At 72.7% G+C, this 22,914-nt stretch carries 16 protein-coding genes; 6 read left to right on the top strand and 10 right to left on the bottom strand.

Going from position 1 to position 22,914, the window contains the following annotated elements; translation table 11 throughout:
* Window positions 1-4 precede the first annotated feature (4 nt).
* Window positions 5-1,831 carry a DUF885 domain-containing protein gene (locus K7957_RS19295; protein ID WP_223014377.1) on the bottom strand — a complete coding sequence of 609 codons (1,827 nt, stop codon included), beginning with the start codon at window positions 1,829-1,831 and terminating at the stop codon, window positions 5-7.
* A gap of 64 nt (window positions 1,832-1,895) precedes the next feature.
* A complete protein-coding gene (locus K7957_RS19290; protein WP_223014375.1) occupies window positions 1,896-3,860 on the bottom strand; it encodes a FecR domain-containing protein in 1,965 nt (654 codons plus the stop codon).
* A 159-nt stretch (window positions 3,861-4,019) separates the two neighbouring features.
* Between K7957_RS19290 and K7957_RS19285 the strand changes: the two genes are divergently transcribed.
* Window positions 4,020-5,678 carry a ShlB/FhaC/HecB family hemolysin secretion/activation protein gene (locus tag K7957_RS19285; protein ID WP_223014373.1) on the top strand — a complete coding sequence of 553 codons (1,659 nt, stop codon included), beginning with the start codon at window positions 4,020-4,022 and terminating at the stop codon, window positions 5,676-5,678.
* Between the two features lie 268 nt (window positions 5,679-5,946).
* Window positions 5,947-8,241, top strand: coding sequence for a putative bifunctional diguanylate cyclase/phosphodiesterase (locus tag K7957_RS19280; RefSeq protein ID WP_223014371.1), 2,295 nt, complete (start codon window positions 5,947-5,949; stop codon window positions 8,239-8,241).
* An 18-nt stretch (window positions 8,242-8,259) separates the two neighbouring features.
* On the opposite strand, the gene K7957_RS19275 is transcribed toward K7957_RS19280, so the two are convergent.
* Complete coding sequence (locus K7957_RS19275; protein ID WP_223014369.1) at window positions 8,260-9,003, bottom strand: dienelactone hydrolase family protein; 744 nt, start codon at window positions 9,001-9,003, stop codon at window positions 8,260-8,262.
* Between the two features lie 341 nt (window positions 9,004-9,344).
* On the opposite strand from K7957_RS19275, the gene K7957_RS19270 reads away from it, so the two are divergent.
* Both K7957_RS19270 and map read left to right on the top strand, forming a co-directional pair.
* A complete protein-coding gene (locus K7957_RS19270) occupies window positions 9,345-9,542 on the top strand; it encodes a ParD-like family protein (protein WP_223014366.1) in 198 nt (65 codons plus the stop codon).
* Window position 9,543: 1 nt separating this feature from the next.
* Window positions 9,544-10,314 (top strand): type I methionyl aminopeptidase, encoded by a 771-nt coding sequence (gene map, locus K7957_RS19265; protein ID WP_223014364.1) that lies wholly within the window; start codon window positions 9,544-9,546, stop codon window positions 10,312-10,314.
* 21 nt (window positions 10,315-10,335) lie between these two features.
* Here the strand turns inward: map and K7957_RS19260 are convergent, their stop codons facing one another.
* Both K7957_RS19260 and K7957_RS19255 read right to left on the bottom strand, forming a co-directional pair.
* The gene (locus K7957_RS19260; protein WP_223014362.1) at window positions 10,336-10,941 is read right to left on the bottom strand and encodes a glutathione S-transferase family protein; all 606 of its coding nucleotides are present in this window, start codon (window positions 10,939-10,941) and stop codon (window positions 10,336-10,338) included.
* 3 nt (window positions 10,942-10,944) lie between these two features.
* Entirely contained in the window at window positions 10,945-11,835 is an 891-nt protein-coding gene (locus K7957_RS19255; RefSeq protein WP_223014360.1) for a dienelactone hydrolase family protein, read from the bottom strand.
* A 360-nt stretch (window positions 11,836-12,195) separates the two neighbouring features.
* Here K7957_RS19255 and K7957_RS19250 point away from each other — a divergent pair, with 360 nt between their 5' ends.
* Window positions 12,196-14,544, top strand: a complete 2,349-nt coding sequence (locus K7957_RS19250; protein ID WP_223014358.1) for a penicillin acylase family protein — start codon at window positions 12,196-12,198, stop codon at window positions 14,542-14,544.
* Between the two features lie 177 nt (window positions 14,545-14,721).
* Here K7957_RS19250 and K7957_RS19245 read toward each other — a convergent pair whose 3' ends face one another.
* The 4 genes from K7957_RS19245 to K7957_RS19230 all read right to left on the bottom strand — a co-directional run bounded on the left by K7957_RS19245 (window position 14,722) and on the right by K7957_RS19230 (window position 20,779).
* Complete coding sequence (locus K7957_RS19245; RefSeq protein WP_223014356.1) at window positions 14,722-15,888, bottom strand: acyltransferase family protein; 1,167 nt, start codon at window positions 15,886-15,888, stop codon at window positions 14,722-14,724.
* A 374-nt stretch (window positions 15,889-16,262) separates the two neighbouring features.
* Window positions 16,263-17,339 carry a glycosyltransferase family 2 protein gene (locus tag K7957_RS19240; protein WP_223014354.1) on the bottom strand — a complete coding sequence of 359 codons (1,077 nt, stop codon included), beginning with the start codon at window positions 17,337-17,339 and terminating at the stop codon, window positions 16,263-16,265.
* 22 nt (window positions 17,340-17,361) lie between these two features.
* Window positions 17,362-18,351, bottom strand: a complete 990-nt coding sequence (locus K7957_RS19235; RefSeq protein WP_223014352.1) for a M48 family metalloprotease — start codon at window positions 18,349-18,351, stop codon at window positions 17,362-17,364.
* A gap of 307 nt (window positions 18,352-18,658) precedes the next feature.
* Entirely contained in the window at window positions 18,659-20,779 is a 2,121-nt protein-coding gene (locus K7957_RS19230) for a RelA/SpoT family protein (RefSeq protein WP_223014349.1), read from the bottom strand.
* Window positions 20,780-20,976: 197 nt separating this feature from the next.
* On the opposite strand from K7957_RS19230, the gene K7957_RS19225 reads away from it, so the two are divergent.
* Window positions 20,977-21,360: a winged helix-turn-helix transcriptional regulator gene (locus K7957_RS19225; RefSeq protein ID WP_223014490.1), complete on the top strand. Its 384-nt coding sequence runs from the start codon at window positions 20,977-20,979 to the stop codon at window positions 21,358-21,360.
* 6 nt (window positions 21,361-21,366) lie between these two features.
* Here the strand turns inward: K7957_RS19225 and K7957_RS19220 are convergent, their stop codons facing one another.
* Complete coding sequence (locus tag K7957_RS19220) at window positions 21,367-22,890, bottom strand: lipopolysaccharide biosynthesis protein (protein WP_223014346.1); 1,524 nt, start codon at window positions 22,888-22,890, stop codon at window positions 21,367-21,369.
* Window positions 22,891-22,914: the final 24 nt, after the last annotated feature.

Genomic DNA, 22,914 nt, shown 5'->3' with positions numbered 1-22,914 from the left:
CCGCTTACCCCTTCTTCGCCGCGATATAGCGGGCGACCTGCTCCTCCAACACGCCGAGCGGCAGCGCACCCTGGCTCAGTACCGCCTCGTGGAAGTCGCGGATGTCGAACCTCGGCCCGAGTTCGCGCTCGGCGCGCGCGCGCAGCTCGGCGATCTTGAGCTCGCCGACCATGTAGCTGGTCGCCTGCCCCGGCCAGTTGAAATAACGGTCGACCTCGCGCGCGATGTCGGTGTCCGACACCGAGCTGTTGGCGCGGAAATAGGCGATCGCCTGATCGCGCGTCCATCTCTTGGAATGGATGCCGGTGTCGAGCACCAGCCGGATCGCGCGCCACACCTGCAGCGACAGCATGCCGAAGCGATCGTATGGCGTCTTGTACACGCCCATCTCGTCGGCCAGCCGCTCCGAATAGAGCCCCCAGCCCTCCATATAGGCGCCGTAGCCGCCGAACTTGCGGAACTTGGGCAGGTCGGCCAGCTCCTGCTGGCGCGCGATCTGGAAATGGTGCCCCGGCGCTCCCTCGTGCGCGGCGATACCGTCGACCTGCACCTTCTGCGTCTGGTTCATGTCGACCAGATTGACGTAATAGATGCCCGGCCGCGTGCCGTCCGCCGAGGGCGGGTTGTAGAAAGCGGTGGAGGCGGTTCCCTCGCGCCACTTCTCGACCGCGCGCACCTCCAGCGGCGCCTTGGGGAGCACGCGGAAGTAGCCCGGCGCCGCCGCCATCACCCCCGCGATCACCGCGCGCGCGTCGCCGAGATACTGCTCGCGGCCTGCCGCGGTGTTGGGATATTTGAGCGACGGGTCGGTGCGGACCTTGTCGAAGAACTGCTCCAGCGTGCCGGTGAAGCCGACCTGGCGCTTGACGGCCTCCATCTCGCCGCGGATCGCCGCCACCTGCTGGAGCCCGAGCTGGTGGATCTGCTCGGCGCTGAGATCGGTGGTGGTCGATTCGCGCAATCGGTCGGCGTAATAGGCCGCGCCGTCCGGCAGGTGCCACGCGCCGTAATTGCCCGTCGCCCTGGGCGCGATCTCGTCCAGCGCCGCGATCAGCACGGCATAGCCCTGGCGGAACGGGCCCTTGAGCGCGGCGGTGGTGTCGGCGAGCAGCTGCGCCTTGGTCGCGGCCGGGGCATCGAGCGCGGTAACCTTCTTGCGGAAGTCGGCGAGCAGCGTGGAGTCGGGGCCGGCGTCGAACGGCGCGCCGGTGACGACCTTGAGCGCGTCCGCGCGCGCCGGGGCGAAATTGACCTGGTTGGGGATGATCCCCTTGGCCGCCTGCGCGCGCATCGTCGCGGCGACCTCGCGCATCACGCGCTCGGTGTCGCGCAGCCGCGCGATGTAGGCGCGCGCGTCGGCGACGGTATCGACGCGGTGGTTGTTGATCAACAGCACCGGGATCGCGCCCGCCGGGCTGCCGTTGGTCGAGACCGGGAAGCGCAGCTGGCGAAAGCGGAACGAGGCGCGGTCGCGCGCCACCTGCTCCTCGAACAGGCGGTAGCTCACCCGCGCCGACTCGCCGAGCTGCTCGGGACGAAAGCGCCGGTGCAGCTCGGCGAGCTGGCGCTCGGCGAGGTCGCGCGCGCGCACCTGCGCGGCGTCGGTGTAGTCGTCGAGCCGGTCCTCGCCGGTCTTCAGCCCGAGCTGGGTCTGGCCCTCGGGGCTGAGCGCGAGCTGTTCGTCGAACGCCTGGTCGAGGAAGGCGAGCAGCGCGCGGTCGACCGCCTGGGTCGCGGCCGCGGGCGCCGCGGGCGGGGCGGCCTGCGGCGCGGGCGCGGCGGCGACCAGCGCGAGGGTCGACGTCAACAACAGCGCGGCGTTCAGACGCATTCACTCTCTCCCGGTGCGACGCGCCTTCATGTCGCGCGCCCGGCGAGGGTGCAATGGCCGACCGTCAGGGCTTCTTCGGCAGAAACAGGTCGACCACCTGCTTGATCGGATCGAGCGGGCCGGGAAGCGGCTTCTTGGCGGCATCGTCCGCCGCCTTCTGCGCCGCCTTGGCAGCGTCGTCGGCGGCCTTCTGCGCGTCCTTGGCAGTCTTCTCCTGCTCCTTGGCGGCGTCGGCCGCGGCCTTGGCGGCCTGATCGGCGGCTTCCTTCAGCGTTTTCTCCTGATCCTTCGCGGCCTTGTCGGCGTCCTTGGCGGCCTTCTCGGCATCCTTGGCGGCCTTGTCGGCGGCGGCCTTGGCAGCCTGGTCGGCTGCCTTCTGGGCCTGCTCGGCGGCCTTCGCCGCATCCTGCGCCGCCTTCTGCACAGCGGCGTCGGTCAGCGCCTTGGCGGCGTCGCGCGCCGCCTTGTCACCCGCAGCCCGCGCCGCCGCGACGGCGGCGTTGCTCGCTCCCTGCGACGCCGCCTGAGCGGCCGACTGGGCCTGCGCGGCCTGTGCCTGTGCCGCCGCGACCGCCTGCGCCGCCACCGCGCGCGCGGCCGGATCAGCGCCCTGCTGCGCCTCGGCGGCTGACTCCGCCGCCGCGGCCGCCTGGCGCGCCGCCTCCGCCGCCTGCGCCATCGTCGCGGCATTGGCCTCCGCCTGGGCCTGCGCGGCGCTCGCCGCGGCCGCCTCGGCCGCGGCGCGCGCCTGCGCCTCCGCCTCGGACGCCTGGCTCGCGGCGAGCTGCTGCTGCGCCGCGAGCGCGTCCTGGGCGGCCTTGGCGCTCGCCTCGGCCTGCGCCATCGCCGCCACGCGCGCCGCCGCGGCCTGCTCCTGCTCGGCACCCGCCTGCGCCGCCGCCAGCGAGGAGGCTGCGGCCGCCGCCTGGGTCGCCTGGGCCTGCTGCGCTGCCGCGGTCGCGGCCTGCTCGGCCGCCGCCTTGGCCGCCGCCGAGGCGGTAGCCTGGGCCGCGCTCCTCTCGGCCGCCGCGCTGGCCACCGCCTGCTCGGTGCGCGCCGCCGCGATCTCGGTGGCGACCTCGACCGCCTTGACCGTCGTGGTCGAGGCCTCGGCCGCGGTGCGAGTCGCGCTCGCCACTGCCGCGAGCGCCGCGCTGGCGCCGCCCGCCGCCGCGGTGGTGCCCTGGACGAGCCCGCCGGTGGTGTCCGCCAGCGCGACCGGCGCGGCATAGACCGTCTCGCTCACCGCGATCACCGTCGGCGCCGCGGCCGCCGGCGCGGCGCTCGCCACCGCCGGCTCCGTCGCGACCGCGGGGGTAGCGGCGGCGAGCGACGCCGGCGCCGCCTCGCCGGCCGTCGCGGGAGCGGGGGCGGGAGCCGGCTCGGGTGCCGCGGCGGTCTCCACCGCGACCGCGAGCGCGGGCACCGGCGCCTCCTTCGGCCGCGCCGGCGACTCGATCACGCGACGTACGCCGTCGCGCTCGATCGCCATGCGGAAGCGGTCGTCGGCGCCGACCTGCGCCACCGCGCCCGGGGTGAGCAGGTCGTGCGCGCCCCCGTCGCTGGTGGCGACCTCGACCGCGCCCTCGATCACCTGCAACGCGCTGCCCGCGCCGCCGACGCTGACGCTGAAGGTCGTCCCCTTCACCACCGCGGCGAGGTACGGCGTCTGCACCTCGAAATGCGGCGTTATCTTCTTCTTGATCATGAAGACGACGTCGCCGAACTCCTCGACGATCCGAGTCATCCCCTTGGTCTCGGTCGCGGCGGGCAGCGTCAGCCGCGAGCCCGGCGCGACCAGCATGAACTCGGTGCCGCGCACCAGCACCGCGCGCGCGCCCTTGGCAGTCGTCACGGTGTCCCCCGCCGCGATCGCGCTGCCGCGCGTGGCGACCTTCGACACGCCCGAGCGCGTCACCTGCACGTCGCCCATCGCCTCGCTGATTCGCCAGCCGACCGGCCCGGCGGCCGCGGGCAGAGCCAGACCAGCAGTGGAGGCGGCGAGCAGCGCCAGGATCGGCTTACGCATGTGAATCTCCCTTGGCCCGCCAGGCGAACCGATTCAGCCGAGTAGAAGGAGAGCGTTGCGAACAACTTAGAGCGGGTGGTTAATGAAATGCCGCGATCGAAGTAACCAAATCGGAACCCGCCCCCGCCTAGGCCGCGTCGCGACAACAGGGGCGTCCGCATGCGAGCTACTTCCACGATCCGTCTGACGCTGCTGGGCAGTGCCGCGCTGGCGCTCACGCCGGCGGCGGCACAGACCGCGCTCGACCGCGCCGACCCGACGATCGCGGCGCGCGCGCTGCCGCGCCCCTCGCTCGAGCAGCCCGAGCACGCGCGGCCGACCGAGGTCGACGCCGCCAGCCGCGCCGCCGCGGGCGCGGCGCTGACCCCGCCCGTCCGCGCGGTGCGCGTGCGCGGCGCCGAGGGCGTGCCCGACTCGGCCTATGCCGCCGCGGTGACCCAGGTGATCGGCCGCGCGCTCGACCGCGCCGCGCTGGCGACGCTCGCGGGACAGGTGGCGGGCGCGGTGCGCGCGCGCGGCTATCCCTTCGCCACCGCCTCGGTCGCGACGCAGCCGATGGCGGACGGGGTGCTCGCGGTGGAGGTGGAGCTCGGCCGGATCGACGCGGTGCGCGTGATCGGCGCGCGCAGCGAGGCCGCCGACACGCTGCTGGTCCACGCGCTCACCGGGCGCGGCGCGGTGACGCAGAAGATGCTCGAGCGCGCGCTGCTGCTGGTCGGCGACGTCCCCGGCGTGCGCGTGAGCGACACCCGCTACGTCCGCCAGGACGGGTTCGGGATCCTGCTGGTGACGATCGCGAGCGACCGCGCCAGCGCCTACGCGCAGATCGACAATCGCGGCAGCGCCGAGGTCGGCCCCGTGCGCTCCACCCTGCTCGCGAGCCTGCGGGGGCTCGCGGGCGACGGCGACGAGCTCGCGCTGATCGTGGCGCAGACCCCGTTCGAGCCGAGCGAGTTCGCCTTCCTGCGCGCGCGCTACGCCGCACCGGTCGACTCGGTCGGGTCGGTGCTGGCGGTGGCGGGCTCGATCGCGCGCTCCAACCCCGGCGCGGCGCTGGCGCCGCTCGACGTGGTGGGGCGCAGCGGCGACCTGTCGGTGAGCTACACGCGCGCACTGGTGCGCACCCGCGCACGCAGCCTGTGGGGCACTGCCGAGCTGCGCGCGGTGACGGTGACCCAGACGCTCCGGGGCGCGCGGCTGCGGCGCGACCGCCTCGCCACCGCGACCGCCTCGCTCAACGGCCAGGCGAGCGTCGCCGGCGGCACGCTGCGCGGCGAGCTCGCCGGCGTGATCGGGCTGCCGCTCGCCGGGGTGAGTCACGCCGGCGACGCGCTGCTGTCGCGCGCCGACGGCGACGCGCGCTTCGTGCTGGCGACGTGGCAGATGGACTATACGCGCCGGCTCGGCGGGCCGTTCAGCGCGGTACTGGCGGGCGCGGCGCAGCTCGCCTCGCGCCCGCTCCTCGCCACCGCCGAGATCGGGCTCGGCGGCCCCGGTTTCGCGCGCGGCTATGACTATGCCGAGCGCACCGGTGACCAGGGCGCGATGGCCTCGGCCGAGCTCCGCGCCGACGCGGGGCGCGTGCTGCCCGGCGTGATCGACCGCGCGCAGGGCTACGCCTTCGTCGACGGGGGCCGCGTCACCAACCTGCGCGACGGCTTCGGCGGCGGCACGCTCGCCTCGACCGGCCTGGGCGTGCGCGCCGGCGCGGGGCGGCTCGACGGCATGGTCGAGGTCGCCTTCCCGCTCAACGCCGACCGGTTCGACACCGGCAATCGCCGGCCGCGCATCTCGCTGCGGCTGTCGCGGGTGTTCTGATGCGGCGCGGCGTGGGAGAGGTGGCACGTCGTATACCGCTGGTGTGCGAGCCCGCTGCGATCGCCGGATCCCCGATCCTCTTACGTGCCTGCCCGGCGGACGCCGGGGTCCAGTTGGGGGACGTCGCGGGAAAGCCACGGCGGTTCGCCCAACTGGGCCCCGGCCTTCGCCGGGGCGACGCATGGAGCAGAGAGGCGCGCACCCCGACTGCCGGCAGCGACGGGGGCGTCAGCCTCACCGCCGCCGCCGATCCCCGGACGGCCGCCGCATGCTGAGCCGCCGCCTCCGCGCCCTGCTGCGCCACCGCCGCGGGCTCGCCCTCGCCGGCGCGCTCGCGCTCGCGCTGCTCACCGCACTGAGCGGGCTGGGCGAGCGGGTCGACCGGCTGCTCGACCCACCGCGCGCCGCCGCCTGGGTGCGCGCGCCGAGCGGGCAGGTGGTGGTCGTCGAGATGGACGCCGCGAGCGTCGCCGCGATCCGCGAGTGGCCCTGGTCGCGCGACCATTATGCGCGCGCGGTCGACCGGCTGCGCGCCGCGGGTGCCGCCTCGATCACCTTCGACGTCGACTTCTCCTCGGCCGGTCCCGGCGCGGGTGACGCCGCGCTGGCGCGGGCGATCGCGCGCGCGCCCGGCCTGATCGCGCTGCCCACCTTCGCGCAGCGCGCGCGCCTGGGCGACCGCCGCACGATCGACTCGCTGCCGCTGCCCGCGCTGCGCGCCGGCGCCGCGCTCGCCTCGGTCAGCATGCAGCCCGACGCGGACGGCATCGTCCGCCGCGCGCCCTTCGGCACCGTCACCGCGGGCACGCCACGGCCGACGCTCTCCGCGCTGATCGCGCATCGCTCGGGCGCGGCCGACACCTTCTTCCCGATCGACGGCGGGATCGACCCGACGCGGCTGCCGCGGCTGAGCTTCGTCGCGGTGCGCGACGGTCGCTTCGACGCGGCCGCGGTGCGCGGGCGCGACGTGCTGATCGGGGCCACCGCGATCGAGATGGGGGACCGCTACGCCACGCCGCACTGGGGCGTGATCCCCGGCGTGGTGGTGCAGGCGCTCGCCGCCGAGACGCTGCTCGCGGGCGTGCCGGGCGAGCGCAGCAGCGCGCTGCCGCTACTCGTGGCGCTGCTGCTCGCCGCCCCGCTGCTGTGGGCGCGGCGCGGCGCGGTTGCGGCGGCGCTGGCGGTGGTGGCTCCGCTGGTCCTGTTCGCGCTCGCGGTGTGGGCGCAGGTCGCATGGCAGGCGGTGTTCCCGCTCGCCCCCGCGCTGGTACTGGTGGTCGCGGCCGGGCTGGCGCGAGTCGGGCTCGACCTCGCGCGGCGCTTCGAGCGCCAGCGCCGCGTCGACGAGGACACCGGCCTGCCCAATCGCTACGCCCTGCTGCACGACAGGGACGGCGCCGCGCCGGTGCCGCTGCTGGTGGCGTCGCTCGGCAACGCCGACGCGCTCATCACATTGCTGGGCGAGCGCGCGGGACACGACCTTCTGCTGCGAGTCGCCGACCGGCTGGGCGCGACGGTGGGCGCGACCGTCTACCGCGTCGGCGAGCGGCTGCTCGCGGTCGACGCGCCGGGTGACGACGTCGAGGCGCTGGTGGCGGCGCTGCGCGGGACGCTGACCGAGCCGGTCGAGATCCTCGGCCGCCGCGCCGACGCCGCGGTGCATCTCGGCGTCTCGGCGAGCGAGGGCACGATCCACGACCGGCTGGTGAGCGCCACCCGCGCCGCCGACGCCGCCGCCGCGGCGGGCGCCTTCTGGCGCCACGCGCACGTCGACGCCGAGGCGCTGGAGCGGCGGCTGGTGCTGATGGGCGAGCTCGACCAGGCGATCGCCAACGGCGAGATCGAGGTGCATTACCAGCCCAAGCTCGCGCTCGCGACCGATCGGGTCGCCAGCGCCGAAGCGCTGGTGCGCTGGCGCCACCCGGTGCGCGGGATGATCCGGCCCGACCTGTTCATCCCGCTCGCCGAACAGGCGGATCGCATCGGCGCGCTGACGCTCCACGTGCTCGCGCGCGCGGTCGCGGACCTCGCCGAGTGGCGCGCGCGCGGGCATGACGTCTCGGTCGCGATCAATCTCTCCGCGATGCTGATCGCCGAGCCGGCGTTCAGCGCCGCGGTCGACACGCTGCTCGACTCGGGCGCGGTGCCGGCCGACCGGCTGATCTTCGAGGTGACCGAATCGGCCACGCTCGCCGACCCCGAGCGTGCCGCCGCGCAGCTGCGCCACTTCCGCGCCAAGGGCGTGGCGATCTCGATGGACGATTACGGCACCGGCCAGTCGACGCTGACCTATCTGCGCGAGCTGCCGCTGTCCGAGCTCAAGATCGACCGCAGCTTCGTCCAGCACGCGCATCTCAAACCGGCGGACGCGCTGATGGTGCGCTCGACGATCGACCTCGCGCACGGTCTCGGGCTCAAGGTGGTCGCGGAGGGGATCGAGGAGCCCGGCTGCCTCGCGATGCTGCGCGACGCCGGCTGCGACCTGGTGCAGGGCTATCTGATCGGGCGGCCGATGGCGGCCGGCGCCTTCGTCGCGACGCTGGAGCAGCGCGCCGCGGCGTGAGTAGGCCGACGCGACCCGCTATCCCAGTGCGCGGCGGTACAGCGCGAGCGTCCACGCCACGCTCTGGAGGAACAGCGCCGGGTCGTAGCGCGGCCCCTCGTCGCGCAGGAAGGCGTGCGGCGCGTTGACCTCGTGCCACTCGTAGCGCGCGCCCACCGCCTCCAGCCGCGCGCGGATCGTCTCGCGCCCCGCAAACGGCACGTGCGGGTCCTGCCGGCCCCAGACGAACATCGCCTCGGCCTGGAGCGAGTCCATGCGCGCCAGGCTGTCGTCGGCGCGGCCCTCGCCCAGCGTGCCCGAGTGGATGTCGGTGGCGTAGAAACAGGCGGCGGCGCCCACCCGCGGGTCGAGTGCGGCGCGATAGGCGAGGTGCCCGCCGAGACAGACCCCGAAGGTGGCGAGCCGCCCGTCGCACGCCGGGTGCGCCGCCAGCGCGGTGAGCGCGGCGCGCGAGTCGGCGTCGTATCGCGCGACCGGCTTGGTGAACTTGAGCGCATTGCCGCGATCGGTGCCGGGCTGGTCATAGGCCAGCACCGTGCCGGCGGGTTCGTACTCGTGGTAGACCTCGGGCACCGAGACGACATAGCCGTTGCCCGCCAGAAGCGTCGCGAGCCGGCGGATCGGCGCGGTTACCTGGTAGATCTCGGAGAAGAACAGCACGCCGGGGAAGCGCCCGTCGATCGCGGGGCGGAACAGGTGGGTGCGCATCGCGCCGGCGCCGGGCACCGCCACGTCCTCAACTTCGTCGCTGCGCACGATCATGGTCGCTGTCCCTCGCTGTGGCGCGTCGCTGTGGCAGCGTGGCGGCGGTGGGGCAAGGCGGGGTGACGGTGGAGAACGGCCGGTTCGGGCAGGTAGGAGAGGAGGGTCACGCGGCGCGGCCGAGACTCGCGTTCACCCGCCACTAAACTCCGTCATCCCCGCCGAGGCGGCGATCCAGACGCGCTGGTCCTCCGAGGGATCGCGGCGTCAGCCTCTATGGATCCCCGCTTTCGCGGGGATGATGGGAGAGGGCGCGCGGGAGCCTCAAGCCCTCTCCTCTTGCCAGCCGACACTATGCTCCATAAACGGTTCGTATATTCACCCGTGTGAGGGTCACGCCGATGGGCATCGTCAAGATCGACGACGAGCTGCACGCCGAGGCCCGCCGCGCGAGCGCGGTGATGTGCCGCTCGATCAACGCGCAGGCCGAGTTCTGGATGACGATCGGCATGCTCGCCGAGGCCAACCCGACGCTCAGCTTCAACGAGATCGTGCGCCGCCAATATGAGTCGGCGCGGCTGCGCGCGGTCGCCGCCTGAGATGGTCAAGACGCCCGACGAATTGGCGCTGATGCGGGAGTCCGGCCGACTGCTCGCCGCGGTGTTCGAGATGCTCGACCACCAGCCGCTCGCCGGCCTGTCGACGCTCGCGGTCAACGACCTGGTCGAGCGCTACATCACGGTCGACCTGCAGGCGCGCCCCGCGAGCAAGGGGCAGTACGGCTTCCAGCACGTGCTCAACTCCTCGCGCAACGAAGTGGTGTGCCACGGCGTCCCCGATGCCGCCGAGATCATCGGGGACGGCGACATCGTCAACTTCGACATCACGCTGGAGAAGAACGGCTTTATCGCCGACTCCAGCAAGACCTACGCCGTCGGCGCGGTGGCGCCCGCGGCACGGCGGCTGGTGCAGGTGGCGCAGGCGGCGATGTGGAAGGGCATCGGCGCGGTCCGCCCGGGCGCGCGGCTGGGCGACATCGGCGCCGCGATCGAGCGCCACGCCAAGAAGCACGGCTATGCCGTGGTGCGCGAGTTCTGCGGCCACGGCATCGGGCGCGAGATGCACGAGGAACCGCAGGTGCTCAACTTCGGCCGTTCCGGCACCGGCCCGGTGCTGCGGGAGGGGATGGTCTTCACGGTCGAGCCGATGCTCAACCAGGGCAGCCGCCGCGTCGACACGCGCGACGACGGCTGGACGGTGGTGACCCAGGACGGCAAGCTCTCGGCGCAGTTCGAGCATACCGTGGCGGTGAACGCCACCGGCGTCGAGGTGCTGACGTTGCAGCGCGCCGAGGGCGCTGCGCTCGGCTGAGTCGACGGACAGCCCAGGCCGTCATTTCCCCTTCAGCAGCGCGTCGTCGATGTCGTTGGCGCGCTGCCAGGCCGGGCGGGCGCGGACACGGTCGAGATAGGCCATGAAGGTCTCGCGCGGTTCGAGCAGGCCGAAACCGGTGAAGAAGCCGACCGCGCTGCCGACGAACACGTCCGCCGCGGTGAAGCGGTCGCCCGCGACATAGTCGCGGCCCTCCAGCGCGCGCTCGAAGGCATCGACGGCGCGCGCGAAGCTGGCATAGCCCACCATCCCCTCGCGATCGGGCGGCACCTGCACGCCCAATGCCTTGTCGACCATCGCCGCCTCGAGCGGCCCCGAGGTGAAGAACAGACAGCGATAGTAAGCCGCGCGCTCGCCGCCGCGCGGTGCCAGCCCGGCCGCGGGGAAGGCCTCGGCGAGATAGGCGCAGATCGCCGCGGCCTCGCTCACCACCTGGCCGTCGTGGACGATCACCGGCACCTTGCCGAGCGGGTTGGCCTCGAGCAGCGCGGCGGGCTTCCGGTCGAAGTCGATCACCACCGACTCATAGGGCACGCCGATCTCCTCGAGCATCCAGCGCGCGCTGCGGCTGCGCGACCGCGGGTGGGTGAAGAAGGTGAGCGTCATCGATCAGGCGTCCAGATGCTGGTGGAGGAAGGTGGTGGTGCGCTGCCAGGCGAGGTCGGCGGCCTGTTTGTTGTAGCGCTCCGCCGAGGTGTCGTTGTTGAAGGCGTGGTCGACCCCCGGGTAGGTGAAGGCCTCGAACGGCTTGTCGGCGGCGCGCAGCGCAGCGACCCAGGGCTCGGCGGTCTGGGCCACGCGCGTGTCCTTGCCGGCATAATGGAGCAGCAGCGGCACTTGGAGCCTGGCCGCTTCGCCGGAATCGGGGGCGGGACCGTAGTAGCTCACCCCCGCGGCCAGCGCCGGACCCGCGGCGAGCGCGACCCGGTCGACCAGCGCGCCGCCCCAGCAGAAGCCGACGGTGCCGACCTTGCCGTTTCCGTTGGCGCGGCGGCCCAGCTGCTTCACCACCGCCACCGCGGTGGCGATGGTGGCGTCATAGTCGAGCCGGCCGATCAGCTCGCGCGCCTTGTCCTCGTCCGCCGGCGTGCCGCCCGCGCTCGACAGGAAGTCGGGCGCGAAGGCGAAGAAGCCCGCGAGCGCGACGCGTCGCGCGACATCCTCGATATGCGGCTGCAGACCCCGGTTCTCGTGGATCACCATCACCGCGCCGAGCTTGCCCGCGGCCGCGCGCGGCGCGGCGACATAGCCGGTGATGCTGCCGCCACCGGGGAGCGTGAAACCGCTCTTGCGCGTGCTGAGTCGCTTGTCCGAGGGATCGATCTGCGCCGCGCGCGCGGGGCTGGCGGCGATGCCGAGGATCAGCGCCTCCGCCGCCGCGGCCGAGCCTGCAAGCGCGGTCATCTGCCGCAGCAAGGTGCGGCGGTCGCGATGTTCGTGCGTGAAGTCGTCGTAGAGCCGCACCGCGGCGTCGCGCAGTTCAGGGTCGTTCCGGTCCATCGCCCGCTCCCGTGATTCGTCGCTTCTCGGGCGGGAGCCTAGCGGGACGACGGCGGCGGGGCCATGCGCGACTGGCCCCGGTTCAGCGCGTCTGCCTCCTGATGCCGCGGCGGAGGGTGCCTCCGCGCGGGCCGATCCAGGTGCTGTCAGGGTACGACGATGACGTGCGGCGCGAGACACCCCTGAGTTCCCACCCGCGGTGGGTTACCCGGCAGGTCGCGGAGGTCTGCCGCGCCAGCACACCCGGGCGCGCCATAGCCGCGCCCCATGCTCCGCCACCGATCGCCGCTCGCGCCTCCTCGCCAGCGCGTGTAGCGTCGCCCCGCCGCCCGCCGCCCGCCGGCACGGCAGGGAGATCCCATGCTCGACCGTCGCTCCTTCCTGCTCGGCAGCGCTGCGACACTCACACTCGCCCAGACGTGGCGCGCGCGGGCGCAGACCGCGCCCGCGTCGCCCCGCGTCGCCGGTGTCACCGCGCCGGTCGAGATCGTCGACGACGTCTACGGGGTGCCGCATATCCGCGCGCAGACCATCCCCGACGCCTTCTTTGGACAGGGCTATGTCGTCGCGCGCGACCGGCTGTTCCAGATCGACCTCGCGCACCGCCGCGCCCTCGGCCGGCTCGCCGAAGCCTTCGGCGCCGACTTCGCGCCGCACGACGCGACAGCACGGCTGTTCCACTATCGCGGCGACCTCGCCGCCGAGCTGGCGCGTGTCCCCGCCGCGGTGCTCGCCTGCGCGCGCGCCTATGTCGCCGGGATCAATGCCCGCCTCGCCGAGGTGACCGCCGACCCGACGCTGCTGCCGCCGGAATACCGCATCCTCGGCGTGAGCCCGCTGCGCTGGGACGTCCGCGACCTCGTGCTCGCGCGCGGCGCCGCGGCGGGCAACACCGACGACGAGCTGCGGCGCGCCCAGCTCGCCGCGCTCGGGCTGCTCGCGCTCGACGAGGTGATGGCGCCGCTCCGCCCCGCCGCGGTGCTGCGCGTGCCCGAGGGACTCGACGTCGCCGCGGTGGGCGACGATGACCTCGCGGCGCTCAACCTCGGCGGCCTGCCCTTCGGCGCCGACACGCCGACGCGCGGCGAGCGGGTCGACGCCGCCAACGCGGGCAGCAACGCCTGGACGGTCGCGCCGTCGCGCAGCGCCACCGGCCGCGCGATCCTGGCCAACGACCCGCACCTCGGGCTGGGCGGCTTCGGCCCGCGCCACGTCGCGCATCTCAGCGCGCCGGGGCTCGACGTGATCGGCGGCGGGGCGCCCGGCCTGCCCGGGATCATGCAGGGCCATACCGACCGCTTCGCCTTCGGCCGCACCAACTTCCACATCGACCAAGAGGATCTGTTCGTCCTAGAGCTCCACCCGAGCGACCCCGAGCGCTACCGCCACGCCGGCGGGTGGAAGGCGTTCGACACGCGCGCGGCCGCGATACCGGTCAAGGACGCCGCGCCCCACCGCGCGACGCTGCGTCACTCCGTCCACGGCCCGGTGGTGAGCCACGATCCGGCGAAGCGCCGCGCCACCGCGCTGGCCTCGATCGCGATGCAGCCGGGCGCGAGCGGCGCCTTCGCGATGATCGCGATCAATCTCGCGCGCGACTGGCAGGGGCTGAAGGAGGCGTTCGCGCTGCATCCCGCGCCGACCAACTTCCACTACGCCGACGTGGCGGGGAATCACGGCTGGCAGGTGATCGGCTTCGTGCCGCAGCGCCGGCGCGGCGACGGGCTGCTGCCGGTGCCCGGCGACGGACGCTACGACTGGACCGGCTATCGCGACCATCGCGTGCTGCCGAGCGTCTACAACCCGCCCGCGGGCTGGTTCGCTTCCGCCAACCAGGACAATCTGCCCGCCGGCTGGCCGCGCGACCGCGTGCCCGCGCACTCCTTCCGCGAGCCCTATCGCTACCAGCGGATCGCGGCGGTGCTCGCCGCGCCGCCGCGCCACACGCTCGCCGACAGCGTCGCGCTCCAGCACGACACGCTCTCCGCGCCGGCGCGACAGCTGACCGCGCTGCTGCCCGCGGGTGGGTCGCCTGCCGCGGCGCTGCTGCGCGGCTGGGACGCGCGCGTCGACGGAGACAGTGCCGCGGCGGCGCTGTTCGAGATCCTGTGGCGCGAAGTCGGCCAGCGCGTGCTCGCCGCGATCGTGCCCGAGCGCGCGCGCCACCTCGTCACGGAGATCGCGTCCTCGGTGCTGCTCGACCTGCTCGCGCGCCCCGACCGGCGGGTCGGCGCGAACCCGCTCGCGGCGCGCGACGCGTTGCTCGCCGCCGCGCTGACGAGCGCCTGGGACCGCGCCACGGTGCTGATGGGGCCGGATCCGCGAACGTGGCGCTGGGACCGGCTTCACCGCGTGACGATCCGCCACCCGCTGTCGCGCCTCCCGGCGATCGCCGCCGCCTTCCCGCCGATCGAGGGCGGCGGCTCGGGGGGAGACAACTATACCGTCATGGCGCGCTGGCTCGGCGACGGGCCGGACTGGGGCACCCGCGGCGGGGCAAGCTATCTCCAGGTGATCGACGTCGGGGATTGGGACCGCTCGCTGATGCTCAACCTGCCCGGCCAGTCGACCGCGCCGACCTCGCCGCACCATCGCGACCAGTACGCACCCTGGGTCGCCGGGCGGATGCTGCCGATGCTGTTCGGGCGCGTCGCGGTCGACGCGCAGGCCGCCACGCGGAGAACGCTGCTGCCGGCGGCGCCGGGATGAGGCCGACGTCGCCGGCGCTCCTGCTGAACGGCGCGGCGCCGGCGCTGGTGCTGTCCGACGTGGCGGTTCGCGGGCGATCTCCGCGCCAGCGATGCCGCGGATGTCACGGCGATCGACCCGGGCCGCGACGCCGGGGGCGGGCTGCGGCGCGATTCGCCGCGCGGCTGCCGAACGGGCTCACAGCAGAGCGGGGCGCGGGTCGACATGGGTGCGGCGCGAGGCGTGGCGGCGCAACCCGATCAGCGGGCGCAGTGGCCCGATCGCGCGACCGATCAGGTAGAAGGCCCAGCAGCCCGCCACCGTCGCCGCGACCAGCAGCGCGAAGGCGGCCCAGCCCGGTAGCGCCAGCGGCCGCAGCGCGTCGGCGCCGAGCACGATGATAGACTGGTGAACGATGTAGAAGGGGAACACCGCCTCGGTCAGCATCGGGCGCCAGCGCTGGTCGCGGTTCCAGTGCGAGTCGGCATAGCCGATCAGCGCCGTCACCGCGCTCCAGCCCTCGACCGCGCGCGCGATCGAGAAGACGTTGCCCCAGGGCGCGGGCATGGTGTTGCCGGGCCAGCGGATCTCGATCGCGGCGACGAGCGCGTAGGCGGCCAGCGCGAGCGCTGCCGCTAACCTCCACTGGCGCACGAAGGCGGCGAGCGTGGCCGGGGCGCAGGCGAGCGCGTAGCCGAACAGGAAGGCCGGGAAATAGCTGGCGTGCGCGACCCAATCGTCGACCAGCGCGTGGGTCTCGCGCGCGCCCGGGAACAGCACGAAGTTGACCAGCACCATCCAGGCGATCGGCACCCCCAGCAGCGCGGGACCGCGCATCACCCAGGCGAACCCGCGCTGCACCGCCGCGGTGACGGCAGGGGGCAGCAGCCCGGCGGCGAGCGCTAGCACGAGCGTGTAGATCCAGAGATAACCGACGAACCACAGATGGTTCCAGGTCGGCAGCACGACCGGCCCGAGCATCGTGAAGCGCCAGTAATCGTGCCAGTAGAAGTGCAGGAAGCCGTGCGGATAGCCGAGCTTCTCGCCGAGCTCGACCCAGGGCTGGACCGGGACGATCACCGCCACGCCGAAGGCCAGCGGCACCAGCAGCCGCAGCGAGCGCTGCCGCGCGAACCGCCACGGCCTCTTGTTGCGGATCATCAGCGCGCGGCTGGCATAGCCCGAGACGAGGAACAGCAGCGCCAGCCGCCACGGGTTGGACGCCATCATCGGCACCGCCACCCACCAGGCGCCCGGCAGCTTGGCGTGAAAGTCCCACGGCACGAACACCATCCCGACATGGTAGAGGATGAGGATCGCGAAGGCGCCGATGCGGAGCCAGTCGAGGCCATAGTGCCGCTGCATCGCGGCGCGCCTAGCATCAACGCCGCGCCGACGCGAGGTGGAGGCTTGTCTTGGCAGGCTTCGGCACGCGCTGCGGCGCCCCACGCCGGCTTCTGTTCGGACCGCGTCGTGGCCGTCCGGGTGGTGCCGGCTTCCTGTCGCCGACCGTGCCGATCGTCGGAGCAGGGCGGCGGATCAGCGGGGCGCATCGGCGCTGTGCCGCAACTGCTACCGGGCCGCCTCGTTCGACGACCGCTCCAACCTGGCGCCGTGACCGACCGTCGCCGAGGCGACGACACGCCGGTCCGACGCCGCCCGATCTCGGCGCAGGCGATGAGACGTTCTCATCGGAAAATGGCAGCGCCCCGGTGCCGGGCAGCACCCGGTCGCGCGCCTCACCCCTCGACCCGCTCGCCCGGCGACGCCGCCTGGAAGCCGAGCGTGGCCCGGCTTCCCGGCGTGCCCGCGACGTCGGCGATCAGGTACAACGGGCGGCGCTTCGCCTCGATGTAGAGCCGGCCGAGATACTCGCCGATCATCCCCAGCACGAACATCTGGATCGCCGACAGCACCACCACCACCAACATGGTCGAGGTCCAGCCCTGCACGCGCTCGCCGCTGAAATAACCGTAGCCGATGTAGACCAGCAGCAGCAGCGAGCAGCCCGCCAGCATCACCGAGAGATGGCTCGCCCAGCGCAGCGGCGCGGTGGAGAATCCGGTCACCGCGTCCAGCGCCAGCCGCATCATCTTGGCGAGCGGATAGTTGGTCTCGCCGGCGTGACGCTCGGCGCGGTCATAGGCGAACGGCACCTGGCGGAAGCCGACCCAGGCGACCATGCCGCGGATGAAGCGCGCCTGCTCGGGCAGCGACAGAAGCGCGTCGAGCGCGCGCCGCGTCATCAGCCGGAAGTCACCCGTGTCGAGCGGGATGGGCGTGTCGGTGACGCGGTCGAGCACGCGGTAGAAGGCCGCCGCGGTCGCCTTCTTGAAGAAGGTCTCGCCCTCGCGCTTGCGCCGCACCGCATAGACCACGTCGGCGCCGTCCCGCGCCATCACGATGCGCATGTCGGCGAGCAGTTCGGGCGGGTCCTGCAGGTCGGCGTCGATGATCAGGATCTGCTCGCCGGCGCAGAGGTCCAGCCCGGCGGTCAGGGCCAGCTGGTGGCCGTGGTTGCGCGACAGGTTGATCGCCACCACGCGCGGATCGGCCGCGGCGAGCCGCTGCATCGCCGCCCAGCTGCCATCGCGCGAGCCGTCGTTGACCAGCACGATCTCATGATCGTCGCCCACCGCCGCGCGCGCCGCCGCGGACACGCGCGCGTGGAGCAGCGGCAGCGTCACCTCCTCGTTGTAGCAGGGCACCACCACCGACAGCGCGGGGCGGGACCGCGCTGTCGCGCGCGGGGGCGGGAGATCGGAGACAGCGGCGGCCGGCGGCGTGATCGCGGGCGGGGGCGCGGGCGGGAACATGGGTCCCCGCCATAGCTTACCGTCACTCCTTCGTCACGACCTTTACCAGCCTGCCGGGCGTGAGCTTGACGTCGTCGTCGAGCGCGTTGAGCGTCAGGAAGCGCTCGCGCTGGAGCGTGTCATAGGCCATCTGGCGCACGAACGTGTCGACCGTGTCGCCGGCTTTGACGGTGCGGACCCGGATCCGCTTGCCCGAGCCCTTCGCGTCATAGGCCAATCCGTCGAGCGCGCGCAGGAAGCCGGTGTCCTCGGGTGGCGGATCGACGAAGGGCTTGCCCGTCTGCTGCGCGAGCTGCGCGGCGCGGCGGACTCGATCGGCGCCGTTGGGATGGGTGGAGGCCCAGCTCGGCAGCTGCTGGCCGCTTCGCCCCGCCGCCGCTGACTGGAGACCGGTCTCGGCGTCCAGCGCGGCGAGCATGTCGGCCGCGGCATAGGGGTCGTAGCCGGCGGCGGTGATGTAGCGCACGCCCAGCGCGTCCGCGGCATATTCCTGCTCGCGGCCGTAGCGCAGCGTGTAGAGTTGCGCGCCGCCGCGCGCGACCGTGCTGGCGAGCTGCCCCGCCGCACCGTTGCCCGCCACCGCGCCGACGACGCCGGCGAGCACGCCGCCGATCGTCGCGGTGCGGTTGCGCGAGGCGCTGTGGCGCGCCGCGACATGCCCCACCTCGTGCCCCAGCACCGAGGCGAGCTCGGCCTCCGAGTTCATCAGCGCGAGCAGCTGGCGGGTGACATAGACATAGCCGCCGGGGATGGCGAAGGCGTTCTCGACCGGCGAGTCGAGCAAGGTGATGGTGAAGTCGCCCTGTGCGTTGGACAGGCCCGACTGGACCGCGACGCGCCGCCCGACGCGCTCGACCAGCGCGACCTGCGATCCGCTGTAGCGGCCGCCGAACTCCTTGACGAGCTGCGGGTCGGCCTGCGCACCCGTGGCGCGGTCCTGCGACGAGATCGACTGCGCGGTCGCGGGCGTCGCGGCCACCAGCGCGGCGGCGAGCAAGAGCTGTCGGTACATGGCTGGTCCTCCCGTCGGCATCAATGCCACAGCCGGCGTGCGGTTGCAGCGGGGGCAGGCACCGGGCGGGTGAACCGATCTGGGGAGATGGTGGGGCGCGTCGCTTTCGCACCGAGTGGCCGGCAGCCCCGTCTAAGGCCTCTGCGCCACTCGCTCACAGGTTTTCGCAGCGTCATCCTGACCTTGTCTCAGGATCCACCCTTCCGCACACGCTCCGGCCCCGGATGATGCGGCGCGGTGGATCCTGAAACGAGTTCAGGATGGCGGCAAGAAGGGGTAGCGCCCGAGCCGTCTCGTCGACGCTCCCTCACACCCGCTCCGCCGCGTTCACCGCCTCGGCGGCGCGGAGCGCGGCGAGCAGCCGCATCAGCTGGTGCGCGTCGTGCACCTCGACGTCGATCAGATTGGTGTGGAAGCGCGCGTCGCGGTTATCGAGTCGCAGGTTGATGATGTTGGCCTTGTGCTGCCCGATGATCGTGGCGAGCATGCCGAGCGCGCCGGGCTCGTTGCGCACCTCGACCGAGATGCGCGCGGTGGCGCCCTCGGTGGCGTCGCCCCATTGCACGTCGATCCAGTCGGTCTCGTCCTCGGAGCGCTCGGCGAGGTCGGCGAGCACGTCGCAGTCGATCGCGTGCACCTCGATCGAGGCGTCGGGCCGGCGCAGCCCGATGATTCGGTCGCCGGGCACCGGATGACAGCATTCCGCCAGCTCATAGGCGACGCCGGGCGCGAGTCCGTCGATCGAGATCGCGCTCGACTGCGGCGGCGCCTGAGCGACGTCGGCACCGGCCGAGCCCGGCATGAGCGCCTCCATCACCTGCGCGTCCGACAGGTGGCGCCGCGCGATCTGCTGTAGCAGCGCGGCCTCGTCGGGCAGCTTGAGCCGCTTGAGCGCCTCGTCCCGCGCACTCTCGGCCAGAGCGGCGGGAAGGCGCTGGACGATGTCGTCGTACAGCTTGCGGCCGAGCGTGATCGTCTGCTCGCGCTCGGTGTTGCGCAGGTGGCGGCGGATCGCGGCGAGCGCCTTGGCGGTGATCGCCACCTTGAGCCAGGCAGGCTGCGGTGTCTGCGCCTTGGAGCGCAGCACCTGCACCTGGTCGCCGTTCTCGATCACCGTCGAGAGCGGCACGACGCGGCCGTTGATCTTGGCGCCGACCGCCTGGTCGCCGAGATCGGTGTGGACCGCGTAGGCGAAGTCGATCGGCGTCGCGCCCTTGGGCAGCTGGATCAGCTCGCCCTTGGGCGTGAACGCGAAGATGCGATCCTGGTACATCGCGATGCGGGTGTGCTCGAGCAGCTCCTCGGGCGTCGCCGCGGTGTCGAGGATCTCGACCAGATCCTTGATCCAGTCCTGCTGCGAGTCGGGGCGCAGCGCCGCGGCGCCGTCGACCGCCTGCTTGTACGCCCAATGCGCCGCCAGCCCGAACTCGGCCTCGGCGTGCATCGCGGGGGTGCGAAGCTGGATCTCGATGCGGCGGTTCTCGGCGTGGATCACGCTGGTGTGGAGCGAGCGATAGCCGTTGCGCTTGGGCGTCGAGATATAGTCCTTGAACCGCCCGGGCACCATCGGCCAGCGGCGGTGGATGATGCCGAGCGCGCGGTAGCAATCCTCCTCGGTCGGCACGATCGCGCGGAACGCCATGATGTCGGACAGCTGCTCGAAGCTGATGTGGCGCTCCTGCATCTTGCGCCAGATCGAATAGGGATGCTTCTCGCGCCCCGACACCTGCGCCTCCACCCCGGCGCGGCCGAGCAGCAGCTTGAGCCCCGATCCGATCTTGGCGATGCGGTCGCCGCCCGAGCCTTCCTTGAGCTGCTCGAGCCTTTTGGTGATCGACTGATAGGCCTCGGGCTCGAGCTGTTCGAAGGCGAGCGTCTGCATCTCCTTCATGAACTCGTACATGCCGATACGCTCCGCGAGCGGGGCGTAGATGTCCATCGTCTCCTTGGCGATGCGGCGGCGCTTCTCCGGCTTCGCGATGAAGTGGAGCGTGCGCATGTTGTGCAGCCGGTCGGCCAGCTTCACCAGCAGCACGCGAATGTCGCCCGACATCGCCAGCAGGAACTTGCGCAGGTTCTCGGCGGCGCGCTCGTTCTCGGTCTGCGCCTCGATCTTGCTGAGCTTGGTGACGCCGTCGACCAGCCGCGCGACGTTGCCGCCGAAGATCCGCTCGATCTCCTCCGGGGTCGCGACCGTGTCCTCGACCGTGTCGTGCAGGATCGCGGTGGCGATCGTCTCGTCGTCCAGCCGCAGTTCGGTGAGGATGCCGGCGACCTCGATCGGATGGCTGAAATAAGGGTCGCCGCTGGCGCGCTTCTGCGTGCCGTGCGCTTTGACCGAGAAGACATAGGCGCGGTTCAACATCGCCTCGTCCGCCTCGGGATCATAGGCAAGTACGCGATCGATCAGTTCATATTGCCTCAGCACCTATCCAATGTGCTTACATCCACGGTGACAATGCAACAACGATGCCGAAAAAAACGCGTCGTCGTGTTGCTCAGATCCCACCGCGGCTATCGCTGGCCCGGTCGCCGGGTTAGCATGGCGCGACGGAGTGGCGTGTGGAACAGCGGCGTTTGCGCGAGAATCTGACCGAATGCAGCCTGCCCGCCGCGCTGGAGGCGATGGGCGAGCGCTGGGCCTTCCTGATCCTGCGCGCCGCCTTCAACGGCTTGCAGCATTTCGAGGAGTTCCAGCAGGAGCTGGGGATCGCACGCAACATCCTCGCCAACCGGCTGGCGCGCTTCGTCGCACACGGCATCATGGAACGCGGCGCGGTACCCGAGGACCGGCGCAAGGTGGTCTACCGCCTCACCGACAAGGGCTGGGCGCTGCTGCCGACGATGGTGGCACTGCGGCAATGGGGCGAGCGCTGGGAGACCGGCTGCCCCGCCGCGCCGGTGCTGGTCGACGTGCGCGACGGCCGCCCGATCCGCCCCGTCGCCGTGCTGAGCCACGACGGGCGCGCGCTCGGTCAGGGCGAGCTCCACTGGGCGCTGGTGGAGTAGCGGGATCTAGCGGATGAAGCTGCCCTCGTTGGGCAATGTGGCCTCCTCGGCGGTCGGCATCTTGCTGAACAGGGCGCGATCCTCGGGACCGAAGGCGTAGCGCCAGATCACGAACAGATAGGCCGCCATCGTCGCCGGCACGCCGACCGACACCTGCAACCAGCGCCAGCCGGGCGGCAGCAGCGTGAACGCACCCCCGACCGCGCCCCCCGCCAGCGCCGCCCACAGCAAGGGCCAGCGCATCGGCGATACCGGCGCGCCGAGCAGCCGCCCGAGCACGCGCGCCTTCACGAAAGAGGTGAGCAGCAGCACCAGCAGCAGCGCCACCGGCGCGCCCGCGGCCTGCTCGGTGATGCCATAGCCGGCGTTCCGGATCAGCAGGATGAAGGCGAAGGACAGCGCGATCTGGATCACCAGCATCGTCGCGGAGATCAGCAGGTTGCGGTGCCGCGCCAGATACACCAACGCCGATTCGGCGACCGCGCCGGTCGAGGCCGCCACCTCGGCGAAGAGCAGGAACACCATCGCCGCGGCGCCGCTGGTGAACTGCGGTCCGATCGTGGCCATCACCGCCTTGCGCGGGATCGAGGCAGTGAGTGCCAGCGCGAGCTGCGCGGCGATGATCCAGAACGCCACCTGGCGGACCTGGCGCGCGATCGCACCGAGGTCGCCGCGCGCGATGCTGCGCGTCACCACCGGCCCGAGGATCGGGTCGAAGCTGGTCTTGAGCCGCTGCGGCAGCGAGGCGACCTGCTGCGCCATGTAATAGATGCCGACGACGTTGGGCGCGAACAGCGTGCCCAGGATGAGCCGGTCGACGTTGCGGCTGCCCCATTCGAGCGCGTCGGCGCCGGCCAGCGGCGTGTTGGCGCGCGCCATCTGCCACAGCACGCTGAGGTGCGGCGACCAGCCGCTCGGCACGCCGTAGCTGCGCAGCAGCGGCACGAGGCTCGCGGTCAGCGCCGCCACCATCGAGGCGACATAGGCGAGCACCAGCCCGTCCTTGAGCGTGAAGAAGGAGAAGAGGAAGGCGAAGATCGACAGCGTCCACGGCTCGACGATCGCGCGCGCGGTGACGCTCGCCTTGACGTCGTGGCGATAGGCCAGCGCGGCGAGGCTGACGTCGCTCAGCGCGGGCGCGAGGATGATCAGCGGGAACAGCCGGTCGAGGCCGCCGATCGCCGAGTTGGGGTACATCGCCTGGGGAAAGGCGAACAGGACCGCGCTGGCGATCAGGCTCGCGACCAGCGCGAGCGCGAGCGCGTCGAACACGACATGATTGTGCGGCCGCTCCGCCGACGACAGCGCCTGTGCCAGTCCGCGCTTGAGCCCCAGCGTCGCCACCAAAGCGGCGAGCTCGACCACCACCACCGCGATCGCGAACCGCCCCACCAGCGCCGCGCCGTAGAGATGACCCGCGATGAACAGGAAGGGGATGCGCGCGCCGAGCTTGAGGATGAACCCCGCGACGTTGGTGCGCCCGCCCTTGGCGAGCGCGGCGATGTCGTCGGGCTGGTCGGCCGCGGTCATGCGGCGCGAAGCCGGGTGTGCGGG

The sequence above is a fragment of the Sphingomonas yunnanensis genome (genome assembly GCF_019898765.1).
GTDB classification, from domain to species: Bacteria; Pseudomonadota; Alphaproteobacteria; order Sphingomonadales; family Sphingomonadaceae; genus Sphingomonas; species Sphingomonas yunnanensis.
The sequence above is the reverse complement of the archived record's forward strand: the minus strand, read 5'-3'. Positions and strand labels throughout refer to the sequence as shown.